The following is a 24,502-nucleotide window of genomic DNA, read 5'->3' on the forward strand; positions in this document are numbered from 1 at the left end:
AAGCTTTCTTCCCCAATCGTGTCTTGGTCATAGCTTATTGCTGCTGGAATTGCGTGAATCCCTCGCCTTTCTTACGCAAGCAAGTGACAAAAGACCATGTGATTATTATCCAGATGAACAACAGGTGGCTTCTCAGATCTGCATTTATCCATCGCTTCGGGACAACGTGGATGAAACGGGCAGCCAGCTGGAGGGTTTACTGGACTCGGCACATCCCCGGTTAAAATGATCCGTTCCTTCTTTTCGCCTGGATGGGACACAGGTACCGCTGAAATAAGCGCTTTTGTATAAGGATGTTTGGGCGCTGCAAACAGATCTTCTGTATTCGCGAGCTCAATAATTTTCCCTAGATACATCACGCCAACCCTGTCTGTGATATGCTGCACCACGCCTAAATCATGAGAGATAAAAACATATGTCAAATGGAATTCTTTCTGCAGATTTAACAAGAGATTAATTACTTGTGATTGTATAGAGAGATCTAGGGCAGATACGGGTTCATCAGCAATGATTAATTCAGGCTGGAGTATCACCGCGCGAGCGATCCCAATCCGTTGGCGTTGACCTCCTGAAAATTCATGCGGGAACCTATCCAAATGATACTTAGACAATCCAACGATTTCCAAAATCTCAAGCGCTTTTTTTACACGTTCTTCGGGTGTGTATAATCCGTGTACGCGGAGTGGTTCCGTCAATATTTGACGAATGGTTTTTTTCGGGTTAAGCGATGCGTAAGGGTCCTGGAAAACCATTTGCATTTTTCTTCTCAGCTTCCGCATTTCTTGATAAGGTAGCTGGCTGATATCTTTTCCCTCAAATCGAATGTCACCAGAGGTTGGTTCACTTAAGCGAAGGATTGTTCTTCCTGTAGTAGACTTTCCACATCCACTCTCTCCTACCAAGCCAAACGTTTCCCCTTTGTAGACTTGAAATGTCACATCATCTACTGCTTTGACACTTATGTTTGGTTTAAACCAGCCTTGGTCAATGTTGTAGTATTTCTTTAGATGATTAATCTCGAGTAACGGCTCAGTTTGCATGGGAAACCACCTCCGCGTCTTCTTTTTCATGCAACCAGCATCGACTCAATTGGTTTCCTACGTCAAAAAGTGACGGGAGCTTTGCCCAGCATTTGTCGAATGCGTCAGGACAGCGAGGAGCGAAGGTACAACCTGCGGGCAGTTCATTCGGAGTGGGCACGCTTCCAGAAATCGTGTTTAACAAACTTTTCCTAGCGTTATGCTTGGGCATAGATTTTAACAAACCCCGGGTGTAAGGATGCTGCGGAGAATCAAATAAACGGTTTATATCCGTATCCTCCACCACTTGTCCGGCATACATCACCACTACGCGATCACAGACTTCAGCGACCACGCCTAGGTCATGTGTGATCAAAAGCATCCCCATTTGCGTCTCTGCCTTTAATTTTTTCATCAGCTCCAAAATTTGAGCTTGTATGGTAACGTCGAGCGCTGTTGTCGGTTCATCGGCAATCAATAATTTAGGCTTACAGAGCATCGCCAAAGAAATCATGACTCTCTGTCTCATTCCACCAGAGAGCTGATGGGGATATTCATCGATAATAGCCTCAGCTCTTGGAATCCCAACCAAATTGAGCATATCGATAATTCGTTCTCTGATTTCTTTCTTGCCGAGCTTCGTATGTTGTTTCAGTGGCTCACTTAACTGCTGTCCGATAGTGAAAACAGGATTAAGTGATGTCATCGGCTCTTGAAAAATCATGGCAATCTCATTCCCTCTGATTTTCCGCATCTGTTTTTCCTGCAATTTTGTTAAATCCGTATCACCTAAATAAATATGACCTTCTTTAATGGACGCCATTGGTTTCGGTAACAACCCCATGATTGATAAGGATGTCACACTTTTGCCGCAGCCTGACTCCCCTACAATTCCTACTGTTTCACCTTCATATATTTTTAAATCAATGCCATTAACCGCTTTCACTTCTCCGTGGGCTGTATCAAAATACGTCTTCAAGTTGCGAATCTCTAGAATAGGGGTCCGATTCGTCGACATCTCCAATTCCTTCCCATCATTCGAGCTGATGAATTGTATTTTCCATACACGCAATTTCAATGGTCTTGAAAATTGCACTTATTTTCCTTTTAGCTGTGGATCCAGTACATCCCGTAACCAATCACCAAAAAAGTTAACTCCCAAAGACACGAATACAATAGCGAGGCCGGGAAAGGTAATTAACCACCAGGAACTAAAGATGTAGTTTTTCCCTTCGCTTAACATATTTCCCCAAGCAGGTTGAGGTGGCTGAACGCCAAATCCTAGAAAACTGATGGAGGCTTCCGCAATAATAAACGTAGCGATTTGAAGAGACGACAGAATGATGATTGGAGTAAGCAAATTAGGGAGTATATGCTTCAGAATAATCTCCCAGCGCGGAACACCGGTTGACACACAGGATAAGATAAACTCCTTCTCACGCAATACCAACACTTCACTGCGAACGACTCTGGCGTATACCACCCAACCTGCAATCACCAAGGAAATAATAATGTTTCGCAAACCAGCGCCAATCACGGCGTTAATTATCAAAACCAACAAGATAAAAGGAAAGCTCAATTGAACATCAACAATTCGCATTAAAACGGTGTCTATCCATCCTCGAAAGTAACCCGTAATAATGCCGATAATTGTCCCGATTGTTCCAGCAAAAAGAACAGTCGTTACGCCAATGATTAATGAAATCTGAGTGCCATGAATGATTCTGCTGAGCATATCCCTGCCTAATTGATCCGTACCAAGTAGATGGCCATCCGTCATTGGGGGTAAAAATTTTTTGCTAAATTCTGTGTGGTTCGGATCATACGGTGATACCCACTCGCCTGCTACTCCGAAAAATACAAATCCGAGTAGAATCAGGAATCCAATCATACCAGTAGGACTTTTCACGAGTAATCTAGCAAAATGAACAACCCTGCTTTTTTTCTTTGCTGCGGTTTCTCCTCGAAGGACTGGATGCATGCCGGTCTCAGCCTGTGCCATAGTAGTCCCCCTTTCTGTAGTTAATAACGTATTTGTGGATTGACGAGAGCATATAGAAGATCAGCTATGAAATTTAAGATGGAATAAATCACAGCTACGAAAAAGACTCCAGCCAAAACCACGGAAAAATCTCTTCTTAATAAGGACTCCAGCATCAGCCTACCGATTCCAGGCCAAGAAAAGACTGTCTCGATAATAACTGCGCCTCCTAACAACGCACCTAAATCTAGTGCGACTAACGTAATGACAGGAATGAGTGAATTCTTTAATGTATAACGGAAAAGAATTCTTGTAACGGAAACTCCCGAGGCCTTCGCCGTTCTGATATAATCCTTATCCAAAATATCTAACGTAGTAGATCGGGTAAAACGAGCAAATCTCGCAACACTATACGATGCTAGAGTAACAGTAGGCAGGATCATATGCACCATAGATCCACCACCACCAGAAGGTAGCAAATGTAAGCTGGCTGCAAAAATATAAATGAGAATTAGCCCCAACCAAAACCCTGGTACTGCTTGACCCAACACGGTTAATGCAACACCAATTCGGTCAAAGATCGAGTTTCTTTTATAAGCAGACACGATCCCAATGGGGATTGCGATAAGCAGTGATAAACCGAGAGCTGAAAAAGCAAGTTGAAAGGTAGCAGGTACACGGGCCAACACCATGCTTAGGGCATCCTGTCGTGTACTTAACGACTCGCCAAAATCTCCTCTGATCGCATTCCATACAAAATCGGCGTATTGAGCATACAGAGGACGATCAAATCCGAGAGCATGCCTGAATTCTTCCAATTGGCTCCTCGGGGCATCAGGTGGCAGAAAAAGGGCTGTGGGATCTCCCGCTAATCGCACCAAGAAAAAAATCGCTGTTAGCGCTAAAAAAGTCACTAAAATCATCTGTACCGTTCTTTTTACAACAAAATCAAGCATCCGTTAGCCCCCTCGAATGATGTAATCGGAGGATTTACTAGGTTATCCTCCGATGTACGGACTGCCTACTGGTCTTTTACCAACTCATATCGAATGCATACAATCTGGTGTCAACCCGGGGTTTAAATTTCAATTCTTTCGCTAATGCATACGTTGCCTCGCGCTGCCACAGTGGTATCCATGCTGCTTCTTCCACCAAGCGATGTTGTATTTCATCGAAAGCTTTTTTCCTTGCTGCCTGATCAGATGTAGAGATGGCTTTGTTAATCATTTCTTCTACCTCTGGATCATAGTAAGAACTGTATGGGGCGTCTTTCACAAACAGGCTCTCCAGTGTATTTTGGGCAGTGAATAAATTTGTATAGCCTAGATAATACATATCCTTCATTTCTCTCTGACGAATTTTCGCTAAATGATTACCCCATTCGTTGTTTTGAATGGTCACCTTTACTCCAATTCTATCGAGCTGTGAAGCAATCGCTTGGGTTATCGATAGACCAATTGGGTCGGAAGTTTCTGAAACATCCAGTTGCAGATTAAGATCGGATGGTTTATAGCCAGCTTCTGCTAATAATGCAATTGCTTTATCAGGTTGATACCCGTAATCTGTCGTTTCGGTATAATCTTGATTACCATTTGATAATGGGCCAGTCATTTTTGTGCCATATCCACCGTTTATGCTGTTCAATAACTCATCGACATCAACCGCATAGTTAATCGCTTGACGAACTTTTTTGTCTTTCAATGGCCCATCGTAAAACGTATTCAGAGCAACATACACGATATTTACTGTACTCACTGACTCAATTCTCGATTTTGCATCTTTTTTGATTGTATCGATTGATTCGACTGGAACGTTGCCGATTAAATCCACTTCACCGCTTAAAAACGCCGCGAGTCTACCGCTAAATTCAGGAATGTACTTAAACGTTACCTGCTTGATGGAGGGTTTTCCCTTCCAGTAATTTTCATTTCCAACGAGTCTTAAATATTGATGTCTTTCCCATTTGTCAAATTTATACGCTCCAGTTCCTACTGGATTTTCTGCGGCTGTTTGTAAGCCTACCTTTTTAATATGACTCGGTTCCATGATCAACAAATCTTCTGACAGCCTCCAACCCAAATCCGGAAAGGGCTTCTTGGTAATAATTTGAATTTTATTCTTGTCAATTACCTTCGCTTCTTGAATGTTCGTCCATCTTGAACGATAAAAGGAGTTGTTTTTCTCATCTAAAATGTAATCAATATTGAACTTCACTGCTTCTGCGTTGAAAGGCTCTCCGTTATGGAAGGTTACGTCATCACGTAGTGCTATTTCCCAAGTCAGATCGTTCGTTTGTTTCCACTCAGTTGCCAGTGCGGGGATAAGTTTTCCTTGCTCGTCTCTATCAATTAATGGATCGTATATATTTCTAATTTGATAGTCCGTAAAAGAATTGACGTCTGTATTTGCAAGCATAGTGACGGCATCTCCGTTAAAGCCTATCACCAAGTCGTTTTGAGTCTCTTGCGCCGGTTGATTCGCTGCTGTTCCTGATTTTTCTGCAGTTCCTGCAGTTCCTGGCGTGCAAGCGGCTGTGAGAAATGTGGCTACTACTAACATGACTGAAAAAAGCGTATTTTTCCTCATTAATTCTTGCCTCCCATTTGTTAGGTCCTATATTTTGCTGAGGGCGTGATTCGTAGGTAAGGCAGAACTCCCTTCTATTGAAATAATCAGGAATCATTTAATACTCTGAAAATAGAGAATGCACCCTTTCAACCCCCTTGACCAAATCACGCAACCCCAATTACGGTTTAATGATTGTAAATGTCATTAAAATAGTACGCTAATCAATGAATTGTAGTCATTAGCTCTCACCTACAAAAAAATGCTCAAAAATTGCGCTGGGCAACAAAAGATCCCTCCTTTCTTAGAGGGATCATGTTTACTTTTTCGTTTTCAAGTAATGATAGCAAGTTAACGCTAGCTTCAAATTCAGATAGTGAATCGGATCGGTTACATGGATGTTTAAGATTTCTTCTACTTTATTGATGCGATATTTAACTGTGTTTGGATGCAAATGGAGTTGATCTCCACTGTCCTTTAAATTAAAAAAGTTACTTAAATAAACATCAAGTGTTTCCAACAGATTCGAATCACGTAAATCATCGTATTCTAACAATGGCTGTAGTACGGCCAAATAGTTATCGTGAAGTAAATCGGATTCAGTGATTAAATAGATGATTTTTTGAATACCAAGATGATCCCAGCAGATACTCGTTTTTTTCTCGAGCCTAGCAAAATGCAGGGATATCTTGGCTTGATCAAACAATTTTTTAATATTGGTGACGTTTAACTCCCCTATTTTTCCACTGATACCAATGTGAAAATCCTTACTATCGCCATGCAGAATACGACTAGGAATATACGGAAGAATTCCAATGATTTTCTTATCTGAAATCCATAATAAGCAGTCAGGAGCCCCGTCTAGTTGATCGAAAATCCATTGATAACAGTTCTTTGCATTTTTACCAAATTTGGGTTCAGCAATCAGAACATGACTGAGTTTCGTCACATCGTAATAAAAATTTTGAAGAGATAAGGACGTCGCATTATGATTGTAAAAAATATCCTCAAATAACCGAATGTCCTTTGTTTTTTGAAATTCACGGATTTGATTTTTTCGAATGGCATCAAGAATTAATGCTGTAGAGGTATTATTTGTTACAATATCCAGAAAAGGTACGTTATTACATTGTGCGTCAAACACTAAAAAACCAAAAAGGTTCAATTTGCTTTGAAGCGGAATAATAAAGACGGACTGAAGATGCCTCGCTTTTTCGAAAACGGTTATTTCTAATGGCTTGTTGTTACGCCAAATGTTCTGTAGTTCCTGGACATAATGCTCTTTGATGTCTTCCAACCACTCTTTTATTTCCGTACGTGAAAGAGATCCAGCCCATAATGACACAACCCGTAGTTCTGGATCCAAGTACATTACTGGTATCTGGAGATACTTGCCGAACTCTTGAATAATGAAGTGGGATTCTTTTTCAAGTACAAGAGCTTCCATCATACTTTTATTCAAGCTGTCTGTTTTGTCTTTCAATCTCATATTTTCCCGGTTAACTAGCTCGTTGTACTGTTCAAAAAGATAATGGTAAGGTACGTCAGTTGGAATGCTAAATACGGGAATGTTCTCCTGATTTGCGAAGTTGATCAGTTCGATTGGGATGTCACGTTGAAACACTGTGTGATAGCCGATGCCACTTACGTTCGATTCCGCATACCACCCCAAGTGTGTAAGAAGTTCAAGCTCTTGATTATTTGGAATGGAATTAAAAGTTCCCATGACAAAGCCGTTATTCTTTAATCTGGAGCTTTTTAAAAAGAATTCTTGCACCGTCAAGTAATGAATCGCGTTGTCGAGGCCCCCTTCCCCTGCTACGAGTGTAATCCCTGCACTTGTCAAAACTTCATGAAGCATTCGAACCGTAATCATTCCTTTTCACTCCAGTTTTTCGACGTTGTTTCGTTGTAAATAAGAAAGCTCCTTACGCTGTCGGAATTTGGTTGCCATTAACACTACCAAACTTGTTACTCTTTTTCCATTCCCATGACTATTTTAAGGAAGGCATATCAAAATGGTGTACAGTATTCGTTACACACCGATTATTTTCAATTCTTTCGGATAGGATGTCAGCACCTCGGCACCATCCGTCGTTACCCACACATTATCTTCGATGCGAACTCCTGCAAACTGTGGAATATAGAACCCTGGCTCGATAGTAAATACCATACCTTCTCTAACGAGGTCGTTGTTGTTTCCATGGACGGGCGGGTATGCCGGTATCGTAAAGGTCAGGTTGACGATAATGATGCCCGTCGTGTTAGGTATCAGATGTCGCCACAGGATGCGTCCAAACGATGCCCCTAACACTTGTGCCGCCAAAATATATTCGTTTGTGCGCAATTGCAGGATTTGACCACGCACCAGCCGCGCCATCCCTATCCAGCCCGTCACAGTCAAGGCGGTTACGATTGTCATAATGCCCGGTTCCATCACCACCATGAGCAGAATGACCACAAGCAAATAAGGCAGTCCGTGCAGCACCTCAATGACGCGCATGATCGCATTGTCGATGCGTTCACCCTTTTTCCCCCGCCCTGCCATATAACCCGCGATCCCGCCTACGGTAACGCCAATTACCAGATCGATCAGTGCAGCCACTATGCCGATCGTCAATGAAATGCGCGCGCCGTACCAGGTACGAGCAAACATGTCGCGTCCCAAATCGTCTGTGCCAAACCAGTGTTCAGCCGACACGGTCATATTGCTATCCAACAGACTCTGGTCGGCAAAGCTGTAAGGTACAAGAGACGGACCTATGATCGCCATGACAAAAATAAAGAAGATTAACACTAGTCCCACCATCGCGAGTTTATTTTTTGCCAGTTTGCGCACCACTTCTTGCATATAGGAGAGACTAGGACGTTCGATTGTCGTCTGCTTTCCCGTCTTCACCCACGGCTGGAATAAATCATCTGAATTTGCTTGCACGCTCATCTTCACCCCTCCCTGCTATTCAGCTTGATGCGTGGATCAATCAGCGTATATGCGATATCAATCAGTAAAATGATGAATATCAGTACGGTACTGTAAAAGATGGTTGTGCCCAAAATGACCGGATAATCCCGGTTAAAAATGCCGTTTACAAAGTATTTTCCGATCCCTGGGATTGCAAAGATCTTTTCCACTACGAATGAACCTGTAATCAATGCTGCTATCAGTGGTCCTAGAAAGGTAACTACCGGCATGATGGCATTACGGATGCCGTGCCGAATGACAATCAAGTGGGTTGGCAAGCCCTTTGCTTCCTCCGGATAGTGCCGAAACTTTTGTCCTTTGATTGCCATAAAAAATACACACCCTAGAATTTTCATCGGATAACCAAGGGGGTTTTTCCAATGTCTATTCTAAGGGGTGCACTTCAAATCTTTCGAGGGCGTGTTTTTCACGTTTTACAGTTAATATCTAACCAGATTCTCTACGGTAGCGAACTCTTCCGTACAGCTTATTTAATCGTTATCGTAAATTCCGAGCCTGGCGCGCCGACAAATACGATCGTTCCACTCTTGGGCAGAATCACTTTGTTGTTGCCATTGACGATGGAGTGAATGAGTGGGAGTTCTCTTTCTTCATCATATACCGCGAAGGTACCATTCTTTGGCAGTTTTACCGTCAGTGTTTTTCCTGCTGCCGCTGCCGGGATGGTATACCATTTGGCGTATCCGTTCGCTGGCACCGTGACCTTTGATTGATTTCCTGCATCGATCGGTTTTACATTCGCCTCGCTCACAAATATATTCGCGTTTAGCTTCATATATTCGACGCCCTTATCGGTGTAGAACTTGGCTTCAATCGTATCACGGCCAGACAATCCTGGGATTTGAATCTCACTCGTCGCCGAGTTCGGACCTGTTATCTTCTTGTCCTGCCAATAGCCAGGTAAACCGTCAGCGAGGTTAATTTCCATGGCCGGTTGTTCAAAGAAGTATAATTCGGAGCTGAACTTCTCATTTACGAGATAGTACTTAGCTCCTTCCCGTTTTGCCCAAGCTGCTGCGGTCTCCTTCGGAAGCATGTTGTCTTCCAGTTTCTCTGCGGCATACTCTGACGTTGCTTGCTGCGCCAATCCCGGTAACCCTTCGTAAACTCTCTTCCACAAGTACGTGCGACCATTCTTCTCAGCGACGAAGCTGATCTTGGTGGTTCCGTTCTCGTCTTTAAAGCTTCCATCTGAAGTATAGAAATACTTCGTTTCCGAATAGTCTGGAAGGAACAGTTCTCCGTCTTTAGTGATCTCTACCCGGATCTGTGTATTACTGCCCGCGTAATAGCCTGCTTGCTTTAATACATTTTGGGGTATCTTTGCCTTGACGGGCTTGCCAAATGATTTGTCCGGCTTGATGCTCTTGATTTCGCCCTTTGCCTTGAGCGCATGCAGCAGCAATTCGCTTGCCAGCATTTGATTCGTGACACTGCTTCCGCCAGAGGTTAACACAGTAGCTGCCATCTTTTTCTCAGGAAGCACAATGAGGGAAGCAGAATACGCAGACAAGTCCCCGCCCTTGGCCAAGCCCTTTATTCCGTAATCATGAAACGGGTACAGCTTCACACTGTCCCAGCCCAGACCGTAATTGTTACTATCATCTTCATCTTCCGGCCAGATACCTTTCTTGTATTCCTCCTGTTCCATCGCACGTACCGACTTGTCAGAAAGGACCTTGTGTGCCTGCCCCATAAACGGTTGCGAGAATCTCACCATATCTTCTGCTGTGGAATAAATTCCCCCTTCGGCGATCACCATAACATAACTTTTCGGAAGCTGCTTTTCGTAATCCGGGACATACAACGCGGCAAGCTTGTTGTCCTTCATATCATCCTGTGGTGTTTTTGTATGATTCATCTGCAATGGTTCTGTGAAATTTTGATGAATAAATGTGGTAAAGCTCATCCCACTGACTCTTTCAACGAGAATCTCGGCAAGTGTAAAGCCGCTATTGCAATACACCGAGAATGCTCCAGGGTCCGATTTCAAGGTCTGGTCGGACAATGCCTGCAGCATTGTATCATGGGCGTAAGGATCATTATCCTCGAATAAAGAATCGTTCGTAGATCCAGTACCTCGCAGACCTGACGAGTGGTTCAACAGCATGCGTGGAGTAATGCGCTTATATCGTTCGTCCTTCATCTTGAACTCAGGAATATACTTGACGACAGGAGTATCGAGATCGATTTTACCTTGGTCTACCAATTTCATGACGGCTGCAGCTCCAAATACTTTGCTGACTGAACCGATCCCGTACATCGTATCCTTAGTTAGTGGCTTATCGTTCTTGCCAGTCTGGCCAGACACGATCATTTTTCCGTTGTCAATCAGCGCATACTGGACGCTAAATGTTTCCGTGGATTCGAGGAGCAACTCCGCCTTCTCGGCAGCGATTTCCCCCAATCCTTGGCTATAAGAAGTTGCAGGGACGACATCTGAAGCCATTGCTACGGGTGGTGCCATCAGAGTTAGCGCAAGTGTAGCAGATAATGCCAAAAACGGCTTTTTCTTCATAAAACTACCTCCTGATCGCTTCTTCAAACGAAGAAATATACCTAGAATAAGACTTTTAGTCTGTAGAGTCGGGAGAAATTACTTCCCACTTTCCAAACAGACTCAAACCCGCCGCTTTAGCCAGTAACGTAGATGCATGGTTATCGAGCTGGCATCGGTACTGGGGTTCGTATCCTTGACCATAGGCGTGTTTGCAAATGGAGCGCACCGCTTTGCGGGCGTGACCTTTTCCTCTAAAGGATGTCTGCGTCAGTACACCTAGATCGGCAATTTGCAAGTCATCCTCCCAAGGGTACATACTGGCGGCGCTGACCAAGCGATTTTGCTCAAAAGAGCCAAACACCGCCCAGTGATCCAGCTCCACTTGAGCGTCAGCCAGGTCCTGTTCCGAAACGGAGGACTGGAACTCGGAGAAAGTAGCCTCATCTAGCTCTGTTAACCGGCGCAAGTCACCTTCGAGGTTTTCTTGGAGCAATTCGTTCTTATCCGCTTTTGAAAAATAAAAAAGATAATCTGCACCGTGCAGACTGACTCCCGCGTCATTCAATTTCCGACGAAAGACCGGCTCGGATAAGTCCTGCTGTTGATACAGACCAGCTTTTTTGGCCAGCTCTGGCGTCAGGACAGCCATAACCCGACCGTCGGAGAGTTCCAGTACCATGACCCGACTATCTTCGTCGAGATCAGGGTTGATCGTGACAGTAAAGGATTCATCGCGATAGAGGACGTCTCCGGTCAAAAATGACTCCTGCCAATAGTCAGTGATCGTTGGTGAAAATGTAGGCATTACTAGACTTGATTGATTTGTCATTATGTTCACTTCCTAGTATGTTGAGTTTTTCATCAAAGGGGTCTTTACTTCTCGCACATTCGCACTCCTTCTGCGAATGTACAACACATTCTATACCCTGACATTGTGTCAAGGTCAACATCTCACCTACCGCCCTCTTCAGGAAGTTCAAATTACTTATAGAGGATATTACAGACTTTTTATGTCGCATATGTTTCTAAAAAATACAGTGGATCAGGAATCCACAGCTACTTATTTTGTATTACAACAACGATTCATTTAATTGACGCATATTCGAGTTACTTGCAATCGGAATGCATATTTCTGTGACATATTCAGATTGATTATTCGTTTCTCCGCAATCTCTATAGTATCGCTCCACAGATGGTCCTATGATTGCATAGTTATTTTGTTTCGCCCATGCAATGAGCGCTTGGTAAGGATGATCAATATCCTTGTAACTACCGAGATAGATCGTGCTCATATACAGGCCACCTTCGATTATTCTGGAATAAAACGCTCCCTTATTGTATTCAGTATTTATCGGAATACATACTTCGATATCTGCATTCTCGGGATCATACACATAATTGGTTACATGAAAGACCGTCATATGCGTTCCGGTCGTTTCTACATTGTTTGCAGCAATCACTTCATAGAGTTCATCGATCATTTGATCCATTGCTTCTTCATTGGTTCGTCTTCTTTGACATAGTGCTAAAAACTCGCTGCGATAACCGATTACAATATCAAAGCTTCGATTAAAATGTGCCATCTTTTTTTCACGAGACGTCGCTCTAATTTGATTTTCCAGCTCCATAATTAAGTAATGATGTTCTGTTGCAGACTGTTGCAAGTGATCAATCTTGAGTTGAAGCGTCTGTTTTGTGTATTCCACATCATTTTTACCGAGTACAAACTTGATCTCTTCTAACGAAAAGCCATATCTTCTGAATTGCTTTATCATCGAAATTTTATTTATTTCCTCATCGCTATAGTATCTGTACCCATTTTGTTCGATAAAGCTAGGCTTTAACAATTCAATCTTGTCATAATGCCTCAACATTCTAGGAGATACCTTACTTATTTTCGCGAATTCACCGATCGTGTACATTCAATCACCTTCTTTCATGAAGATTTGACTGTGTAAAAATGGGTTTCAGCCACATTCTAAAGAACTACCTAATTTATTGACAAAGGAGTGTTGTACTTTTCTTGCATGGGTTCAATGGTTATAGGAGTTGCCTTCATGTTTCAATCACCTTTTCAGAAATTGTAGTCGGGTCGATCAAAGCTTGCAGCTCATAATTCAGCTGGCTATGACTAAACAAGGATAAATACGATCTTTCAATCAGGATGAAAGGTCCTTGTATCGTATAAGACTGTGCAGCGGCATATGCGTAAAACTGTTCGATCACTTCTTCGAGCTCATCATCGTTATGAACCAGTCTCTGGGTAGAAAGATAGTTTCCACTCGGTAATGAATAATCGCCAGGTATTTGTGATTCCGTATACAAGGTCATCGTACTGGAATCACCTTCTACGAAATAAATATCCGATTCGAACAGATTTGGGACGTACTTGGCACGTTCAGCCAACAGTTTGGCGTTGAGCTTCATTTGCGAATCCATTTCAAGCCAGCGAGTCAAGTAAGTCGTGTCTTGCCACTTTATTTGGTAGTGATTGGGGTGAGAAGCAAAGTTCTTCTGTTCATATAACACCTTATTAATAAATTGCTGAAGCTCTTGTAAACGAAGCAGCTCTGTATTTATTTCTACCAACGAATGATGGAGTAGCTGTCCATATTGATCCGCAGAAAAGGAAGTCATGCATTCTTTAATAGACTGGACTGACACCCCCAACTTGCGAAGCAACAAAATATGTGCAAGCTGGTAAACTTGATCCATGCTATACATGCGATACTGATTGTTGTCTATGTAAGCAGGTAGAAGGACTCCTTTCTCTTCAAAATATCGAATTTGATGAACAGATACGTTCATAAGCTTAGCTAGCTCGCTAATCGTAATTTCACTTTTCATAAGTACGACTCCTATGGCTTTAGTTGTAATGGAATACCTTAACAGTACACCTTAGGTCATACCTAGGGTCAAGTGATTGGTTCAAAGAAAAAAGGGAGTAGTTCTTTGTTAATTTCTCTCCTATACGTTATGATGTAGCTTATTGGAAAACGATTGCTCATCCATGGATTTCGTGGTAAATTTCAAACTCTCACGAATATGAATGATGACGAGCTTGCCCTCTTTTTCGCAAAGCTTTTTGAGCATTTCCCTATTGAGCCGGCAACCCAACGAATGATAGCCATACAAGATGGACAAGTTGTCGGGTCGATGTCAATCAAATGGCATGACGGTTCTTACATGAAACAGCAGCGGAGGCTCCACACGTGGGAAAGCTTTTGCGATTTTGGAAAGTGGAACCTCTTTAAAATGCTGCTCGGTTTGCATTTGTTAGAGCATAAGCCACAGCCTGGAGAATGCTATATCGCCGACGTTGTTGTCCATCCAGATTATCGAGGGATGGGAGTTGGCAAGTTGTTATTGAACTGGGCCTACCAGTTTGTTGAAACTGATTCACATTTGGATAAGCTCAGTTTGTTCGTCTCCGGTAAAAATCCACGCGCCAAGCGTCTATATGAGGAGCTCTCATTCCATACGAATTTACAGAAAAATAGCTTAACAAGACACCTTCTATTTAAAGAAAGGACATGGCATTATATGGTGCAGAGAGTGAAATAGTGGCGAAATCACAAAAAAGAAAAGAAGCCGGTTATGCCCGGCTATAGATAAAGCTATATTTGTTTCTATCCTTACTCCGGAATCTGATAGGGACGATTAAAAATAATATTCTCTACTACTTCTATAGTCGCTTGTGTTCGTTCTCGGTCCTGTTCCACGTTCGATAGATAAATGATTGTTTTGTCAATATCGATATACCGGCTTAGCCAAGTTTGATGTCCCGGCCAGCCCCCTCCATGGCAAACAACCTTTCCTATCGAGGGCTCATTGCGTATCCGCCAGCCATACCCGTAATCATAAGATTGATGATCTGCCAAGAGAACAGGCGAAAAGGCTTTTTCTAAGGTCTCTTTACTTACCAGCTTCTCTGTATATAAGGCCCTATCCCATTTTCTCAGGTCTTCTAGCGTTGAATTAACAATTCCATCTCCCTGAATTCCGTCGAGATAAATGACGAAATCGTACTCTGCTAATTCGTCTGGCAAGCAGTATTTATCCAAATGATTGGAATAAACGTATCCATAAGCGTAATCGTCAATCAACTCCTGAGAGGATCTGCGGTTGTAAACTCTAGTCCTCTCCATCTCAAGCGGTTGAAATATACGTTGTTCCAAGAAATCAGCAAAGCTTGTTCCTGACACTTGCTCAATGATTAATGCGAGTAACACATATCCCGTATTGCTATATTCATATTTTTCATTCGGACGAAAATAGACGTCAGGCTGATGGAGCTTAAGCTGCTCAAGAACGTCATAATTCTTGGCAATTTTTGACCTGTCCCAGTGCTGCTCAAATATCTCCATGTAATCCGGCAAACCGGACGTATGTGTCAGTAGATTCTGAACAGAAACATTTGCATATGGAAAATCAGGAATAAATTTTTCGATCGTATCCTCGTAGCTGATTTTTCCCTGTTCTTGCAAAATCATGATGCCCATCGCCGTAAATGCCTTGGAAACGGACGCAAGCTCAAATACTGTATTGGTTGTCAACACATTGGAATGATCCAGCTGAGCGAAGCCGAATGATCCAGTGTACAAGGGAACACCTTTATCTAGCACCATGATGTTTCCATTGAATTTCTTTTTATCTGCCAAAGTCGTAAATAGTTCATCAAGCTGATGGTATCGCAGTTCATTCGAATTGCTTTGGAGTTCCATTTTTCATGACTCCTCTCGGGATAGGGTTGAATAAAATGGATTCAGCTAACTAACGGACTTTACATGGCAACTCTTCTCTAACGTTGCTAACAGCTAGTTCGCCAGAAATCCTTACACATAAATCTTTTCTTCCAAAGTAACGGCTTTTATTCTGTTCATATCAGGTGTGTAGCCGATTCCAACCCCATCTGGAACTGTTATGATCCCATTGTCTACCGTAACCTCGGGGTTAATAATATCGGCATGCCAATAGTTAGAGGAAGCCGCCGTATCTCCAGGTAATGTGAAGTTAGGGAGGGAAGTCATTGCAATATTATGTGCCCTGCCTATTCCGGATTCGAGCATTCCTCCACACCAAACAGGGATGTTGTGCTTTTGGCATAGCTCATGAATTTTTTTAGCTTCAGTCAGACCGCCAACTCGTCCAATTTTGATGTTAATTACTTTTGTACTTCCCAATTTAATGGCTTTCCGCACATCCTCCGCGGAATGGATGCTTTCATCCAAACAAACAGGGGTTTGAATACGCGCTTGTAATTCAGCATGATCAATCAGATCGTCGTGTTCCAAAGGCTGCTCAATCATCATTAATTGAAACTCGTCCAGCTGTGCCAAATGATCAATATCCGTCAAGCTGTACGCAGAGTTTGCATCTACCATGAGAGGAATCGTAGGGAATTCTTTCCGCACACAACGTGTTACCTCTAGGTCCCAGCCTGGTCTGATTTTAATTTTAATCCGTTTATACCCTTCCGCCAGACTGCGTTCAATTTTACGTAGCGTCTCATCTGTAGAATCCTGGATTCCGATGCTAACCCCTACTTCTATATGCTTTTTGACTCCTCCTAAAGCAGTTGCCAATGACATATTCTTTTCTCTTGCGTATAAATCCCAAATAGCACCTTCCAGGGCCGATTTCGCCATATAGTTTCCGCGAATATGTGAAAAGACCTTCGACACATCATCAGGGTGACCGATTTCCTCTCTTTGAAGAATCGGGATAAGGAAATCCTCCATAATGTGCAAATTCGTTTTTACTGTTTCTTCTTTATAAAAAGGGTCAGCGCTTGCAACTGATTCTGCCCATCCGGATATGCCATCCTCATTTTGAATTTCGATGAGAAGAAACTCACGATCTCTTTCTGTTCCCAAGCTTGTTGTGAAGGGATGAACTAAATCCAATTTCAATCGTCGAATAATTACGCGTTTTATCTTCATCATACTTCCCTCTTTCTGTTATTCGATAAATATCCGAGTTTGGTTGTAAAGTGTTCGAGTTTTTCCCGTCGTGCCCGAATATTTTTTGGATCTTTTTCGTGCATTCCCATTACAATCAATTCAGAAAGACTCAGGAGTGCCAGGATGCGATCTGAAAAAATCTCGGGATTTTCCCCGGTAGTCAATGATATGGTTGCAAGCTGCCCGATTGGTGATAACGGTCGGTCTGTCATTGCAATTAAGGTAGCCTTTTGTCCTTTTGCTTGCTCCGCCAAAACCAGAGCTTCTTTCGAGTAACGCGGCAAGGAAATTAAGAGCACAACAGAGTTTTCTGTGAAAATTGCACAGCGTTTCCGGATTGTATCCAGTCGGGGATGAGCAGTAGACATGATCACGAAGCTGATTTAATTTATACGATAGCCAGTAGGCGGCAGTATACGATTCTCGAAAGCCTCCAACGAAGATTCGGTCAGCTTTTATCAACAGCTCTACTGTTTTCCAGATATCCTCCTCTCTCACTTGGTTTATCAAGCAATCCAATATTTGTTTTTCATGCTGGATTGAATGAGTAAATATGTTCGTAACCTTTCCTTCTTCTTCCTCAGAGATGGAAAGCGAATGAGAAACGTGTTGTTTATGGCTGAGCATCTCTTCTCTAATCATTTTTTGCATCTCAGAAAAACTGTTTAAACCTAATGCGTATGCCAATCGAATGACGGTTGTTTCACTGACACCGACCTCACGCGCAATCTGAGAAATCGTATAAAGCGCGCTCTGTTCCAAAGAAGTTACTAAAAATTCTGCAACCTTCTTTTGTCCGGGAGAAAGATCTTGGTATTTATCCTAGATGATGTGTTGGAATGTCTTGGTTAACATAGGCAACTCCAGTCATACTGTAGAATCGTAGAATTAAATACTTCTATAAATTTATAATAATGAATTTTTATCTCCACATCAACTGAAACTTTGAAAGCGATTTCCAACTGAAAGTGAAAAGGATCTACCTGAGCCATAGCAGCCAGACAAACCCTTTACTCCACGATTGTTTTTAATCAAGAGTATAAGTGACATGCTACAAAATGACCTGGCTCCACCTCTACAGGCGTTGGCCGAACCGATTTACAAAGGTCCATACAGTGCATGCAACGCGGATGAAACGTGCAGCCTTGTGGTGGATTAGCCGGGTTTGGAACATCCCCGTGTAAAACGATTCGCTCACGCTTCATCAGCGGATTCAGAATCGGAACCGCAGACATGAGCGCTTGTGAATAAGGATGGTATGGCTTGGAAAAGATCTGCTGCTTCCCTGCAATTTCGACTACTCCTCCGAGGTACATCACGGCAATTCGGTCACTGAAATGCTTCACAACGCTCAGATCATGTGAAATAAAAATAAATGCCAGTCTAAGCCTTTTCTGCAAATCTTGAAGCAAATTGAGGATCTGTGCCTGGATCGACACGTCGAGTGCCGAAACTGGTTCATCGGCGATAATGAGATCTGGTTGTACAGCGAGCGCTCTGGCAATCCCCACGCGCTGCCGTTGTCCGCCACTAAATTCATGGGGATAACGATCCGCCTGACTCGGATTTAGGCCAACTAACTGCAGCAACTCCATTACCTGCTCCCTGCGATCAGCACGATGCAGATGCGGATCACGGACAGAGAGTGCTTCGCTAAGGATGGCGGAGACAGTCATTCGTGGATTGAGTGATGCATACGGGTCTTGAAACACAATCTGCATCCGTTCCCGCAGTTTGCGCAGTTCACTTTCGGACATAGTAGTGATTTCCGTCCCAGCGAATTTCACTGAGCCGCCAGTCGGGTTGATCAGGCGGAGAATACTTCGTCCAGTAGTCGATTTGCCACAGCCGCTCTCGCCAACAATGCCAAGTGTCTCGCCCTGCTTTAACCGAAATGTGACGCCGTCGACAGCCTTAATATAATCTGTTTTGCCCCCAAACAAGCCTTTCTGTACAGGAAAGTATGTCTTTAACTCCTCTACCTCCAGCAGCCAGTCACTCATATCGTTATTTCCTCTCTCGCATACAGCCAGCATCTGACTCGCTGATTGTCTATATTCATCAGTGGAGGTTTTTCCTGCCTGCACTTCTCATGAGCATATTCACAGCGTGAAAAAAACGGACAGCCGCTTATCACTTCACCAAGCAAGGGAACATTGCCTTTGATCGGTTCGAGACGGTCTCGCTCCTTCTCTATACCTGGCACCGATCGCAGAAGTCCGACCGTGTACGGATGCTTTGGATTCGAAAAGATGCTTGTTACTTCTGCCTCTTCAACGATCTCCCCGTAGTACATCACCATGATCCGATCCGCCATTTCGGCAACGACGCCCAAATCATGGGTAATGAGCAAGATAGCGGTGTTGGAATCCCGTTTTAATTCGTTCATTAAATCGAGGATCTGTGCCTGAATCGTCACATCAAGTGCTGTCGTCGGCTCATCGGCAATCAATAGGTCAGGCTGACAAGCCATCGCCATCGCAATCATGACGCGCTGCTTCATCCCTCCAGAGAGCTGATGAGGAAACTCGCGAATGATCTTATCTGCACGCGGAATCCCTACTTTTTTCAGTATCTCGACTGTTTTTTGCTCCTTCTCCGCTTTGGAAAAATTGGTGTGCACCTTGAACACCTCCCCGATCTGCTTGCCAACGGTATGTACCGGATTCAGTGAGGTCATGGGTTCCTGAAAGATCATGGAGATTTCGTTGCCGCGCAGCGCCCGCATTTCCTTGTCGGAGAGACGGTTTAGCTCTCTATTCTTGAAGCGGATACTGCCTTCTACCTGGCCCTCCTGTCTGGCGATAAGCCGCATAATGGAGAGCGAAGTCACACTTTTCCCGCAACCGGATTCACCAACTAAAGCGACTGTTTCACCTTTATTCACGTGAAAGCTCACATTGTTGACAGCAGGTAGCAGTCCTTTTTCTGTTTTGAAACGCATGAACAACTGGTCAACTTCCAGCAAAACCGACGTCATTTGTACTTCCCTCCCCCTCTACCTAGATAACCTTTAGCCGACATTCACGAAGATTACTTTTGCTTTGGATCTAGTGCATCGCGCAACCCGTCCCCAAGCATATTGAAGCTAAGCACTACAAGCATGATCACGAGCCCTGGAAACAATGACATCCACCAGGCCTGATTCAGGAACACACGACTCTCCATAACCATTGCCCCCCACTCCGGATCTGGGGGCTGAGCCCCTAACCCGAGAAAGCTAAGAGCTGCTGCCGCCAAAATGCAGTCACCAAATATCAGGGTTGTCATGACAATCATCGGTGAAAGAATATTCGGAATGACATGCTTGAGAAGAATCTTGTAATCTCGTATTCCTAGCGCACGAACAGCTTCAATGTATTCCTTTTCCCGCAATGTCAAAACAGCAGAGCGCACGACTCGGACAAATTGCGGAATCTGTGAGATGGCGACGGCAATCATCGCGTTGGTCAGCCCGACACCAAGCACCGCGATGACAACAATTGCAAGTAGCAAAGAAGGAAATGACATAAGAATATCCATCAGCTGCATGATGTACATATCTAGCTTTCGATAGTAGCCGGCAACTACGCCAAGCGTGATGCCGATACCCAAGCAAATCGTGACGGAGATCAGACCCATCATTAATGAAACCCTGCCACCATATAGGATCCGTGTGAAGATATCTCTGCCGAAATCATCTGTCCCGAACAGATGAGTGGTGCTTGGTTTCATTAGTCGCTGTTCGAAATTGATTTGATCAAGCGGGTATGGGGCGATGACAGGAGCGAACACGGCAAAGATAATGATGACCAAAAGGAAGAGCAATCCGCTGATGGCAGCGCCGTTTTTGCTGAACCGCTTCCAGAGCATTCTCCAGTGAGATTGCGACTCCCCTTTTTTGATATCATGTTCAAGGACTGGAATCGGCACTTTATGATCATCTGCATATTTCGTTAACTCACTATCCACTGTTCATTCCCCTTCCTAATCGTAGCGAACTCGTGGGTCGAAAAAGCTGTATACGATGTCCGTAACCAAATTCACCAATGTGTACAGCAACGCTACGAACAGTACCACGCCCTGCACAGTGGGAATGTCCCGTTTGGTAACCGCCTCAATGGCAAAATAGCCGATTCCAGGAAGAGCGAACACGGTTTCCGTAATAACAGCACCTGCCAAGAGCCCTCCAAATTGCAAGCCGATCAAGGTAATAATCGGGATGACAGCATTCTGCAAGCCATGGGCGAACACCCGCGCCCAAGTTGCCACCCCTTTTGCCTCAGCAGTGCGCATGTAATCCTGTTTAATCACATCAAGCATACTGGAACGGGTCATTTTCGCGATAAATCCGATAGAAAACAGACCGATCGTCAGCGAAGGCAGCACCAATGAATAAAACCCATCGTAACCAGAGATCGGGAACCAACCGAATTGGTAGGCAAATAACCAAATGACAAACAAGATGACCCAGAAATCAGGAGCTGAAATGCTGATCGTCGATAATGTGTTCACCAGTCGATCAATGAATGTGTTTTGTTTGACAGCAGCAATGACCCCGAACAATATACCGATTACCGAACCAAGCACGACACCGTAAACGGCGAGTTGAAAGGTGATTGGGAAACGGCTGGTGATTTCTTCCCAGACGGGAATGCCAGTAAATAATGAGGTTCCCAAATCCCCATGGACCAGCTTGCCCAAATAATCAAAATACTGGGTAATCAATGGCTGATCTAGCCCTAGCTGTGCTCTCATCGCCTTGACTGCTTCCTCCGAAGCGTTTTTGCCCACGATATAGCGGGCTGGATCACCAGGTATCATGTGAACGATTAAAAAGACAAGGACCGAGACACCAAGCAAGGTGGTAAATAGAGAAAGGAACCGTTTGAGCAGGTATTTTTGCATGTGAACACACCTCTACCCTATTTCTTTTTCAATTGAATATCCTGGAAAATAACACCTGTTGCGGCTGAGCTTTTAAAGCCTTCAATGTCGCGGTAGGCTGTAACCGTTTCTCTGTTGTAGAGAGGTACCCACGGCGATGCCTTGACCAAGTAATCGCCTACCTCTTCATATGCTTTCATACGCCTGTCTTCATCAATCTCTTGCCGTCCCTTGGACAAAAGGGCTTCCAGTTCATCCGTCTCAAAATACAGTTTGGTAGAGTTGCCTTTGCCAAAAATGAGATGAAGAATATCCGGGTCTAGCCAACCGTACTCGTTCAAAAACATTTCATGCGTGCCCTTTGCCATCCGGTCTCTGAACGTCAGCCAGTCGGTCACGGAGGTTATTTTTACATCAATACCTACTTCCTTCAGTTGAGATTGCAAGATTACGGCCATTTTTTGTTTTTCGGTTCCGCCCTCAATCATCAGTTCTGTCGAAAATGGTTCGCCATTTTTTTCGAGAATGCCATCTCCGTTCGTATCCATCCAACCTGCTTCTGCAAGCAATTGCTTCGATTTGGTTATATCTCGCTTGTACATCTCTTTTGCCATATCTTCTATTTTCTGGCTGTATCCCGGGATCGTTGTTGGTAGTGGTCCATGAATTGGCTTAGCCAAACCGCTCATCGCGTACTGGACAATTGGTGTACGGTCCACTGCCATGGCAATTGCTTGTCTGACACGGACATCCTGAAAATACGGATTTTTGTTGTTAAAGCCGAGGTAATTAAGGCCAGCCTCCAAAGTCTTGGAAATTTCCACCCCTGGTAAGTTTTCCAATTCATTTACGTAGTTAGTCGGAACCTGTTGAAAGATTTGAACGGTCCCTTTTTTAAATTCAAGCATTTTCGTATCGTCATCCTTGATGAAACGGAAGACGACTTCATCTAAATAAGGGGCCCCTTTGTTCTCAGCATTATCCGGTGACCATTTGTACGCTTTGTTCAGCTTATACGTAAGGGAGGCACCACGCACTTTTTCATGAAAGACCAACGGACCTGTCGCGGATGGATTGTTGCCGAACTTGTCCCCCAGCTCGTCCACTCTGGCTGGATCGAGTACTGCCAAGAAGTCAGCTGCTATTGTTAAAAACGGGGCATATTTTTCCGTTAAGGTAATTTTGACTGTATATGGCCCAGAGACTTCCACTTTTTCAATCGGACCGAGCATTAATTTGTCTGGGCAGATTTTCAGGCATCGGTCAATTGACAATTTGACTGTCTCTGCTGTCATCGGTGCTCCGGATTGAAAAGTAACGTCTTTGCGCAATTGAAAGGTCCAGGCTTTCCCGTCATCCGAGACGCTATATGATTGCGCTAGACCCGGAATGATTTTCCCAGTCTCGCTGCGGGCAAGCAAAAAATCATATATTCGTGTGTTGGCATCATCGTACCAAGCCGTTAGATGCATATCCATCGTATCTGGCTCTGTTGGCGCTGCAATGACGATTGTTCCTCCCACACTCGCCTTGCCAGAGCTTTGGTCGTTCTCCCCATTTGTTTGTGATGGTGTTGAGGAAGTACAGCCTGCCAAAAACACTACGGTAACGAGCAAAAGTGAAATCCACTGCTTAAACCGATAGAATCGGAGCATCATTTAACCCCCTTTTTTTCGTTTCTCAGTAACAGTTACGCGGTAACGTTGGCAAAGTCGTAGTTATACTACTTCCATGATGAGTTTCGAATCTTCCGAAATATAAACACCTGCAGCTTGTGTTGTGCTTTCGATCATGGATCGATGGTAGCACGTATTGAATGGCTAAAGACGGTATAGGCCCACTCACCGTCTTTGCCTAATTTGATCGACGTACCCCGTATTGTAAACGCTTGCATCAATGCTTTTGCTTACTCTTCTTTTCCACCACTGACGCCGTCTCGATCTGGGGAACAAAATCGAATCTGTTCAAAGAGAGCAGCCGGTTGGTTATAATATTTGGCCCACTCTTTATCACCGTAGGCGAAATGCCACCACTCGCTATCCGTTGGGGCAAACCCTGCTTGTAGCATGCAATGGCGCAAGATTTGCCTTCTGTGCCACACGTCCTTTTCGATAAACGGAGAATGGACATAGTGATCTCTACTATTCTCTTCCTCCGGCCCCAAGTACACAGCTTCGCCATCAGCGTTGATGAGTAGAACGTCTACGGCTCCTCCAGTCGGATGCCCAGCAACCTCTGGGACAGCAACCAAACGATGGGCTGCCTCTTTTAGTTCTTCTCCATCCAGCTCAGGGTTTTCGGCTTTAACGTGGGCTTTATAGTCGGAATACGCTTTTTCCTGCACATCTGGATGGCGATATCCGCAGACGACTTCGAGTTCGTAATCAGGAAATGTATTTTTCAACGCTGCACGAGCGCTAATCAACATGTCAACAACCCGCGACCGGACATAGATACTGTCGCCGGTGTATGGCTGCATTTCTTCGTAATTTGTTACCTTCCCTTCAAATTCTGGCCCAATCGGTACAAGTGGATCGCCATTGTCCTTGACCGGAATAGAGACATAGTCACTGTACTTCAAGAATTGCTTTTCGAGCATCGCGTAATAGATTTCCTTATTCAAAA

At 43.9% G+C, this 24,502-nt stretch carries 21 protein-coding genes and 2 pseudogenes; 1 reads left to right on the plus strand and 22 read right to left on the minus strand.

What is annotated here, in order from left to right; genetic code table 11:
* Positions 1 to 71: 71 nt before the first annotated feature.
* From ACIFQN_RS33970 to ACIFQN_RS34025, 12 genes and pseudogenes are all read right to left on the minus strand, one after another.
* Positions 72 to 1,040, minus strand: coding sequence for an ABC transporter ATP-binding protein (locus tag ACIFQN_RS33970; protein ID WP_429837467.1), 969 nt, complete (start codon positions 1,038 to 1,040; stop codon positions 72 to 74).
* Positions 1,030 to 2,037, minus strand: coding sequence for an ABC transporter ATP-binding protein (locus ACIFQN_RS33975; RefSeq protein ID WP_429837468.1), 1,008 nt, complete (start codon positions 2,035 to 2,037; stop codon positions 1,030 to 1,032). Before ACIFQN_RS33975 ends, ACIFQN_RS33970 begins: the two co-directional genes overlap by 11 nt.
* A 78-nt stretch (positions 2,038 to 2,115) precedes the next feature.
* Positions 2,116 to 3,021, minus strand: coding sequence for an ABC transporter permease (locus ACIFQN_RS33980; RefSeq protein ID WP_429837469.1), 906 nt, complete (start codon positions 3,019 to 3,021; stop codon positions 2,116 to 2,118).
* 20 nt (positions 3,022 to 3,041) lie between these two features.
* Entirely contained in the window at positions 3,042 to 3,956 is a 915-nt protein-coding gene (locus tag ACIFQN_RS33985; RefSeq protein ID WP_429837470.1) for an ABC transporter permease, read from the minus strand.
* Between the two features lie 76 nt (positions 3,957 to 4,032).
* Positions 4,033 to 5,586, minus strand: a complete 1,554-nt coding sequence (locus tag ACIFQN_RS33990) for an ABC transporter substrate-binding protein (RefSeq protein ID WP_429837471.1) — start codon at positions 5,584 to 5,586, stop codon at positions 4,033 to 4,035.
* Positions 5,587 to 5,884: 298 nt separating this feature from the next.
* Positions 5,885 to 7,441, minus strand: a complete 1,557-nt coding sequence (locus tag ACIFQN_RS33995; RefSeq protein WP_429837472.1) for a helix-turn-helix domain-containing protein — start codon at positions 7,439 to 7,441, stop codon at positions 5,885 to 5,887.
* Positions 7,442 to 7,600: 159 nt separating this feature from the next.
* Positions 7,601 to 8,506 (minus strand): ABC transporter permease subunit, encoded by a 906-nt coding sequence (locus tag ACIFQN_RS34000; RefSeq protein ID WP_429837473.1) that lies wholly within the window; start codon positions 8,504 to 8,506, stop codon positions 7,601 to 7,603.
* A gap of 2 nt (positions 8,507 to 8,508) precedes the next feature.
* A pseudogene (locus ACIFQN_RS34005) lies at positions 8,509 to 8,817 on the minus strand (ABC transporter permease subunit); the annotation flags it as partial.
* 197 nt (positions 8,818 to 9,014) lie between these two features.
* Positions 9,015 to 11,066, minus strand: coding sequence for a serine hydrolase domain-containing protein (locus tag ACIFQN_RS34010; protein ID WP_429837474.1), 2,052 nt, complete (start codon positions 11,064 to 11,066; stop codon positions 9,015 to 9,017).
* A gap of 55 nt (positions 11,067 to 11,121) precedes the next feature.
* Positions 11,122 to 11,877, minus strand: coding sequence for a GNAT family N-acetyltransferase (locus tag ACIFQN_RS34015; protein WP_429837475.1), 756 nt, complete (start codon positions 11,875 to 11,877; stop codon positions 11,122 to 11,124).
* 241 nt (positions 11,878 to 12,118) lie between these two features.
* Positions 12,119 to 12,970, minus strand: a complete 852-nt coding sequence (locus ACIFQN_RS34020) for a MerR family transcriptional regulator (protein WP_429837476.1) — start codon at positions 12,968 to 12,970, stop codon at positions 12,119 to 12,121.
* 133 nt (positions 12,971 to 13,103) lie between these two features.
* Positions 13,104 to 13,895, minus strand: coding sequence for a MerR family transcriptional regulator (locus tag ACIFQN_RS34025; protein ID WP_429837477.1), 792 nt, complete (start codon positions 13,893 to 13,895; stop codon positions 13,104 to 13,106).
* Between the two features lie 198 nt (positions 13,896 to 14,093).
* Between ACIFQN_RS34025 and ACIFQN_RS34030 the strand changes: the two genes are divergently transcribed.
* Positions 14,094 to 14,612 carry a GNAT family N-acetyltransferase gene (locus ACIFQN_RS34030; protein ID WP_429837478.1) on the plus strand — a complete coding sequence of 173 codons (519 nt, stop codon included), beginning with the start codon at positions 14,094 to 14,096 and terminating at the stop codon, positions 14,610 to 14,612.
* 71 nt (positions 14,613 to 14,683) lie between these two features.
* Here ACIFQN_RS34030 and ACIFQN_RS34035 read toward each other — a convergent pair whose 3' ends face one another.
* The 10 genes and pseudogenes from ACIFQN_RS34035 to ACIFQN_RS34080 form a co-directional block, all read right to left on the minus strand.
* Positions 14,684 to 15,772: a serine hydrolase domain-containing protein gene (locus ACIFQN_RS34035; RefSeq protein WP_429837479.1), complete on the minus strand. Its 1,089-nt coding sequence runs from the start codon at positions 15,770 to 15,772 to the stop codon at positions 14,684 to 14,686.
* Between the two features lie 111 nt (positions 15,773 to 15,883).
* Positions 15,884 to 16,990, minus strand: a complete 1,107-nt coding sequence (menC, locus tag ACIFQN_RS34040; protein WP_429837496.1) for an o-succinylbenzoate synthase — start codon at positions 16,988 to 16,990, stop codon at positions 15,884 to 15,886.
* Positions 16,990 to 17,310, minus strand: coding sequence for a MurR/RpiR family transcriptional regulator (locus tag ACIFQN_RS34045; RefSeq protein WP_429837480.1), 321 nt, complete (start codon positions 17,308 to 17,310; stop codon positions 16,990 to 16,992). Before ACIFQN_RS34045 ends, menC begins: the two co-directional genes overlap by 1 nt.
* A 340-nt stretch (positions 17,311 to 17,650) precedes the next feature.
* A pseudogene (locus tag ACIFQN_RS34050) lies at positions 17,651 to 17,818 on the minus strand (MurR/RpiR family transcriptional regulator); the annotation flags it as partial.
* 224 nt (positions 17,819 to 18,042) lie between these two features.
* Positions 18,043 to 19,014, minus strand: coding sequence for an ABC transporter ATP-binding protein (locus ACIFQN_RS34055; RefSeq protein WP_429837481.1), 972 nt, complete (start codon positions 19,012 to 19,014; stop codon positions 18,043 to 18,045).
* Positions 19,011 to 19,991 carry an ABC transporter ATP-binding protein gene (locus ACIFQN_RS34060; protein WP_429837482.1) on the minus strand — a complete coding sequence of 327 codons (981 nt, stop codon included), beginning with the start codon at positions 19,989 to 19,991 and terminating at the stop codon, positions 19,011 to 19,013. Before ACIFQN_RS34060 ends, ACIFQN_RS34055 begins: the two co-directional genes overlap by 4 nt.
* Before the next feature lie 53 nt (positions 19,992 to 20,044).
* Positions 20,045 to 20,962: an ABC transporter permease gene (locus tag ACIFQN_RS34065; RefSeq protein ID WP_429837483.1), complete on the minus strand. Its 918-nt coding sequence runs from the start codon at positions 20,960 to 20,962 to the stop codon at positions 20,045 to 20,047.
* Between the two features lie 15 nt (positions 20,963 to 20,977).
* A complete protein-coding gene (locus tag ACIFQN_RS34070) occupies positions 20,978 to 21,898 on the minus strand; it encodes an ABC transporter permease (RefSeq protein WP_429837484.1) in 921 nt (306 codons plus the stop codon).
* A gap of 17 nt (positions 21,899 to 21,915) precedes the next feature.
* The gene (locus ACIFQN_RS34075; protein ID WP_429837485.1) at positions 21,916 to 23,535 is read right to left on the minus strand and encodes an ABC transporter substrate-binding protein; all 1,620 of its coding nucleotides are present in this window, start codon (positions 23,533 to 23,535) and stop codon (positions 21,916 to 21,918) included.
* A gap of 248 nt (positions 23,536 to 23,783) precedes the next feature.
* Positions 23,784 to 24,500 carry a M15 family metallopeptidase gene (locus ACIFQN_RS34080; protein WP_429837486.1) on the minus strand — a complete coding sequence of 239 codons (717 nt, stop codon included), beginning with the start codon at positions 24,498 to 24,500 and terminating at the stop codon, positions 23,784 to 23,786.
* Positions 24,501 to 24,502 lie beyond the last annotated feature (2 nt).

This window comes from Brevibacillus sp. NRS-1366, assembly GCF_050467985.1.